4 protein-coding genes and 1 pseudogene are annotated in these 4555 nt (G+C 71.1%); 2 read left to right on the top strand and 3 right to left on the bottom strand.

All coding sequences use genetic code 11. From position 1 onward, the window contains the following. Positions 1–937, top strand: a pseudogene (locus tag D7Y13_RS38930) (MtsA protein); the annotation flags it as partial. 18 nt (positions 938–955) lie between these two features. On the opposite strand, the gene D7Y13_RS38925 reads toward D7Y13_RS38930, so the two are convergent. The 3 genes from D7Y13_RS38925 to D7Y13_RS38915 all read right to left on the bottom strand — a co-directional run bounded on the left by D7Y13_RS38925 (position 956) and on the right by D7Y13_RS38915 (position 2876). After that, entirely contained in the window at positions 956–1918 is a 963-nt protein-coding gene (locus D7Y13_RS38925; RefSeq protein WP_120584352.1) for an HTTM domain-containing protein, read from the bottom strand. Next, a complete protein-coding gene (locus tag D7Y13_RS38920) occupies positions 1915–2445 on the bottom strand; it encodes a hypothetical protein (RefSeq protein WP_120584353.1) in 531 nt (176 codons plus the stop codon). Before D7Y13_RS38920 ends, D7Y13_RS38925 begins: the two co-directional genes overlap by 4 nt. Positions 2446–2540: 95 nt before the next feature. Next, positions 2541–2876 (bottom strand): hypothetical protein, encoded by a 336-nt coding sequence (locus D7Y13_RS38915; protein ID WP_120534360.1) that lies wholly within the window; start codon positions 2874–2876, stop codon positions 2541–2543. A gap of 247 nt (positions 2877–3123) precedes the next feature. On the opposite strand from D7Y13_RS38915, the gene D7Y13_RS38910 reads away from it, so the two are divergent. Further along, positions 3124–4555 (top strand): thrombospondin type 3 repeat-containing protein (locus D7Y13_RS38910; protein ID WP_120630982.1); only part of this gene is annotated, 1432 nt, incomplete at its 3' end.

The raw sequence follows: 4555 nt of genomic DNA, 5'->3' as shown, positions 1-4555 counted from the left end.
GGCGGGGGATGAGCTGCACTCGGGGCCGCGCTCGCTGGTGCTGGCGCCGGACGGGCGCACGCTCTACGTGCTCAACCGCTTCACGGGCACGGTGGCGGTGGTGGACGTGCGCGAGGCCCGCGCGGGCCGGGCCCAGGTGGTGCGGCAGTGGCCGGTGGTGGACGTGCGTCCGCGCGAGCAGCGCCGGCTGGGTCAGGTGCTCTACTTCGCGGACGTGGGCCGCACGGGGATGAGCTGCGATGCGTGCCACATCGAGGGACACACCGGCGGCGTGTTCTTCGAGAAGACGCGGCCCATGCGCATCTACCGGTCGACGACGGTGCTGGGGAGCCGGGACACGCCGCCCTACTTCACCCCGGCGAGCACGCACAGCCTCGCGGAGACGGCGCGGACGGTGGGCGGGCGCAACCGCTACCACAACCCCGACCCCTCACCCTCGGAGGTGGAGGCGCTGGCGCTCTTCTCATCCCTGCTGCCCACGCCGCCGAACCCCTACCGGGGCGCGGATGGCGCGCCGCTGGAGACGGTGACACTGCCCGACGGCAGGCCCGGACATCCGGCGAAGGGAAGGGCGCTGTTCGAGGGACGGGCGCGCTGCCTGGCGTGCCACCCCGCGCCCCTCTACACGTTGGATCAGGACCCCTCCACGCGAGGGCAGTACCAGGACGTCGGCACCCCCGTGGCACTGCCCCTGCGCCTGGAGCAGCAGCACCAGGTGAAGGGCGCCGCGCCGCCGTCGCTGGTGGGGACCTGGGACGTCTGGCCGCTGCTGACGAGCGCCACGGCGGGCTACGCGGTGCGGGAGGACCGGCTGGTGGTGGACTCCCGCTTCCCGCTGCGCACGCTGCTGGAGACGCCGGGCCTGAAGCACGGCGATGCGCAGGCCCTCACCCCGGAAGAGCGCGACGACCTGCTCGCCTACCTGCTCACGCTGTGAGGCGTGGGCGGGCGCGGCTCACCGCGCCGGATGGGAGTGGAACGGGAGCACCACCGCGGCCCGGGCCCTCGCGCTCAGCGCTTCGGCGAACAGGTTCCAGCCGAACGCCGCGAACGTGAGCACGGCCATCATCCCGCTGAACAGCCACAGCCCCATCATCACCGCGATGCCCAGGTGCATGCCCAGCGTCATCAGCACCCAGAGCCCTCGGGTGCTCCGGGGCCAGATGCAGACCACGTAGCCCACCTCCACCACCAGCGTGCTCCACGTCGCCAGCTTCACCACCCATGGCACCGACGCGAGCCACGCGAAGTCGAACTGGCCGTACTGGGGCTGCATCAGCACCTCCCAGAGCGCCGTTCCGTCCTGCCAGACCGGACCCAACGCCTTCTCCACGCCGGTCGTCCCGTAGATGATGCACAGGTGCACCTGCAACACGCGCAACGAAAGCGTGGCCGCCGCGGACGGTGCGCCGGACAGTCGCCCCGTGCTCACGTCGTGGGAGAACGCCGCGCCCACCGGCATCACCGCGCAGTAGAACAGGCTGATGTGCGCGAAGGTCTCCACCCCGTAGGCGAAGAAGTTGCCGCTGTTCATCAGCACCGTGTGAACCACCCACGCCACCACCGCGGACAGCCGCGTGCGGATGCCCAGCAGCAGGCCGACGAGCGCCACCACGTAGAGGACCGCCAGCCCCTGGACGCCCGCCGCCTGGGAGATGCCCAGCGGCGCCAGCGCGCCCGCCACCGCGTCCACCCGGGGCACCCAGGGGGAGGCCATCGAGCGGGAGACGCTCGAGGGCACCAGCCCCCGCTCGCCGAACAGCTCCGGAAGGCTGTCCGCCAGCGTCCACGCCTGCACCAGCAGCAACGACGCGACACCGATGCGGAAGACGGCCAGCGGCCCCGCGGATGAAGGGGCGCTGATGAACGCGGCCAGGCGCTGACCGGCCGAAAGGGAGGCTGCGGAATTCGAGGTCATGGCGTCACCGCGTGGACGGAAGAGGGGGTTGGAATCCGGCGCTCGAACACCGCGCGGTAGGCGTCCGTCCACTCGGGCTGGCCGCCGCCGCGATGCGCCTCCATGCTCGGCAGACGGAGCGCTTCCACGCGCACGGTGACCTTGCGGGCCTCCGGATGCCGGCCGAACATCGCCGCCGCCCAGGCCTGGGCCAGGGCGTCCCGGCTGTCCGGGAGCATGAAGCGCAACAACATGGAATGCATGCGCACGTTCACCGCGCTGCTGTCGTACTGGAAGTCGTCGCGCAGGCGCTCGCCGGAGGCTCCCTCCAGTTCGAAGGACACGCGCGTCGCCGGGCTCACCCCGGGGGCGAAGAAGCTGAAGCCGCTGCTCGCGCCCGTCCATTGCGCGTACCCCTGGACCCAGGGCGTCACGGCGTCCGTGGCCTTCAGGAGGGGCACGTGCAACGCGCCAGCGGCCGACAGGAGCAGATGCAGCACGGCCAGACCGGTGAGCAGTCCGTGCCAGGGAGACAGGGGGTATCGCATGGGGGCTCCAGACCGAGCGCCGGAGGAAGCAACCTCCGGCGTCGGATGCGTCTGGGGAGAATCGTTACAAGAGGAATGAGAAGGCGGGGGCCTGCTCAGATGGCGCAGTTGCCGCCGGTCTGGTTGCCGCTGATGTTGCCGTTGCCGATGAGGGCACCGCCCAGGAAGCCGCCGTTGCCGATCAGGTTGCCGACCATGTTGCCCAGGAGGAGGCCCAGGAAGCTGCCGCAGTTGCCGTTGCCGGTGTCGCCGCCGCCGCCGCCGCCCGCGAGCACGCCGTCCTTCGCCACGAGGACGACCTCCTCCATCGCGACCGCCTGACGCGGGTCGTTGCTCTTCACGTCGGAGCCGTGGGCCAGGGCCCCCGTCGCACCCAGCGCCAACGCGAACATCGCCACCGTGCCGCCGACCTTCATGTTCGTCTTCTTCATTGTGTGCTCCTTGGGATTGGACAACGACGGCAATGTTTTTCCTCCGCTGGAAATCGGTAGCATCCCGGTAAGACAAGGCGGTTGTTGGGTGCCTGGGGCATGGCGGACGCGGACGTCCATGAGCGGCAGGCAGGCGCGGTTTTTCTCCACCGGCATGAAATGTCGGTCCTGACTGCGCGTCCTCGCGCGGGCTGATGCCGCGGGACGCTTGCGTCGGACTGGGGGGCTGGGGTCTACAATCCAACGAATGCGTTCCTCCCCCCGGGTCGCCTGGCTCCTGGTTCCAGCGCTGTTGCTGTCCTGCTCCGACGCGGGGCTGTACGCGCTCGACCGCCGCTCGGGAGGCTCCCGGGACCGCGCCAGCTTCGAGGGGGATGTCTGCGTCCCCGAGGCCACCGGGGACGCGTTCCCCGTGAAGGTCATCTTCGCCCTCCAGGGCGGAAGCGGCGTGGAGACGGAGCTGGTGGGCTACGCGGTGGATGGGCTCACGACGCTCACCTCTCGCTTCACCGGCCCACAGCTGCGCTTCGGGCTCGTCGCCTTCCACTCGGTGGCCACCGGCCTGCAGGGCAGCTTCACCGACGCGGCCTCCTTCCAGGCGGTGCTGCCGCGCTACGCCAGCTACCAGCAGCAGGGCCCCATCAGCATCCGCTCCGCGCTGCGGCTGGCCAAGAGCTTGATGTCCGGCGACATGCAGGCGGCCTGTCGGGGCGAGGTCGCGCGCTCGCGCTACGTCGTGGTGCCCGTCATCCGCAGCTCGGACGTGAGCTGCGACAACCCGGCGTACAACATCGGCATCGACAGCCGCTGCACCGCGCTGGCGCAGGCCTCCGCCTGCAACGCGACGCCGGAGTCCCAGGCCGCGTGCAACGCCGCGTGCAGCCAGTGTGAGCTGACCGCCGTGGTGGGGGAGCTCAAGGCGCTGGCGGAGCAGTTCGGCGCGGGCGAGGTCAGCATCCAGCCCGTCTATGTGCGCGGCGCTGAGCCGGACCCCGTCACCCGCCTCCAGGTGGCCGCCATCGCCAACGCGGGCGGCAGCGAGCCGGTGGAGACGGACTTCGCCGGCCTGCCCAACGCGCTCGCGCGGCTGGACTACGGCTCGCTGGACAACGCGCTCAAGCTCAAGCGCTTCCTCGCCTTCAACCGCAACGTCCAGGTGCGCAACGGCCAGATGCTGGCCGACAGCGACGGCGACGGCGTCGGGGACGACGACGAGCGCGCGCTCGGCCTGGACCCCATCGTCTCCGACACCGACCAGGACGGCCTCATGGACGGCGTGGAGCTGCGCATGGGCCTGGATCCGCTCGCCGTGGACGTCATCAACGGGTGCAGCGTGGTGCTGGACACCGACGGCGACCGGCTCAACGACTGCGAGGAGCGCGTGCTCGGCACCGACCCCTGCGTGGGCGACACCGACGGCGACGGGCTCCCGGACCTGGTGGAGGCCCTGTCGCAGACGAACCCGCTGGTCCCCGAGGACCTGCTCGACAGCGACCGCGACGGCCTGTCCAACGTCGCGGAGGTCGAAGCCCACGGCGACCCGCTGAGCGCCGACCGCGACTTCCACCGCGAGCGCGGCTACGGCTACTCCATCGTCCCGCTGCCCCCGGTGGGCACCAGCAACCGCGCCTGCTACCGCACCCGCGTGGAGAACGTCTCCCTGGTCCCCACCCTGGAGC

The organism is Corallococcus praedator (assembly GCF_003612125.1).
GTDB lineage: Bacteria > Myxococcota > Myxococcia > Myxococcales > Myxococcaceae > Corallococcus > Corallococcus praedator.
Note: the sequence above shows the minus strand (reverse complement) of the source record. Positions and strands in the feature narration are given on the sequence as shown.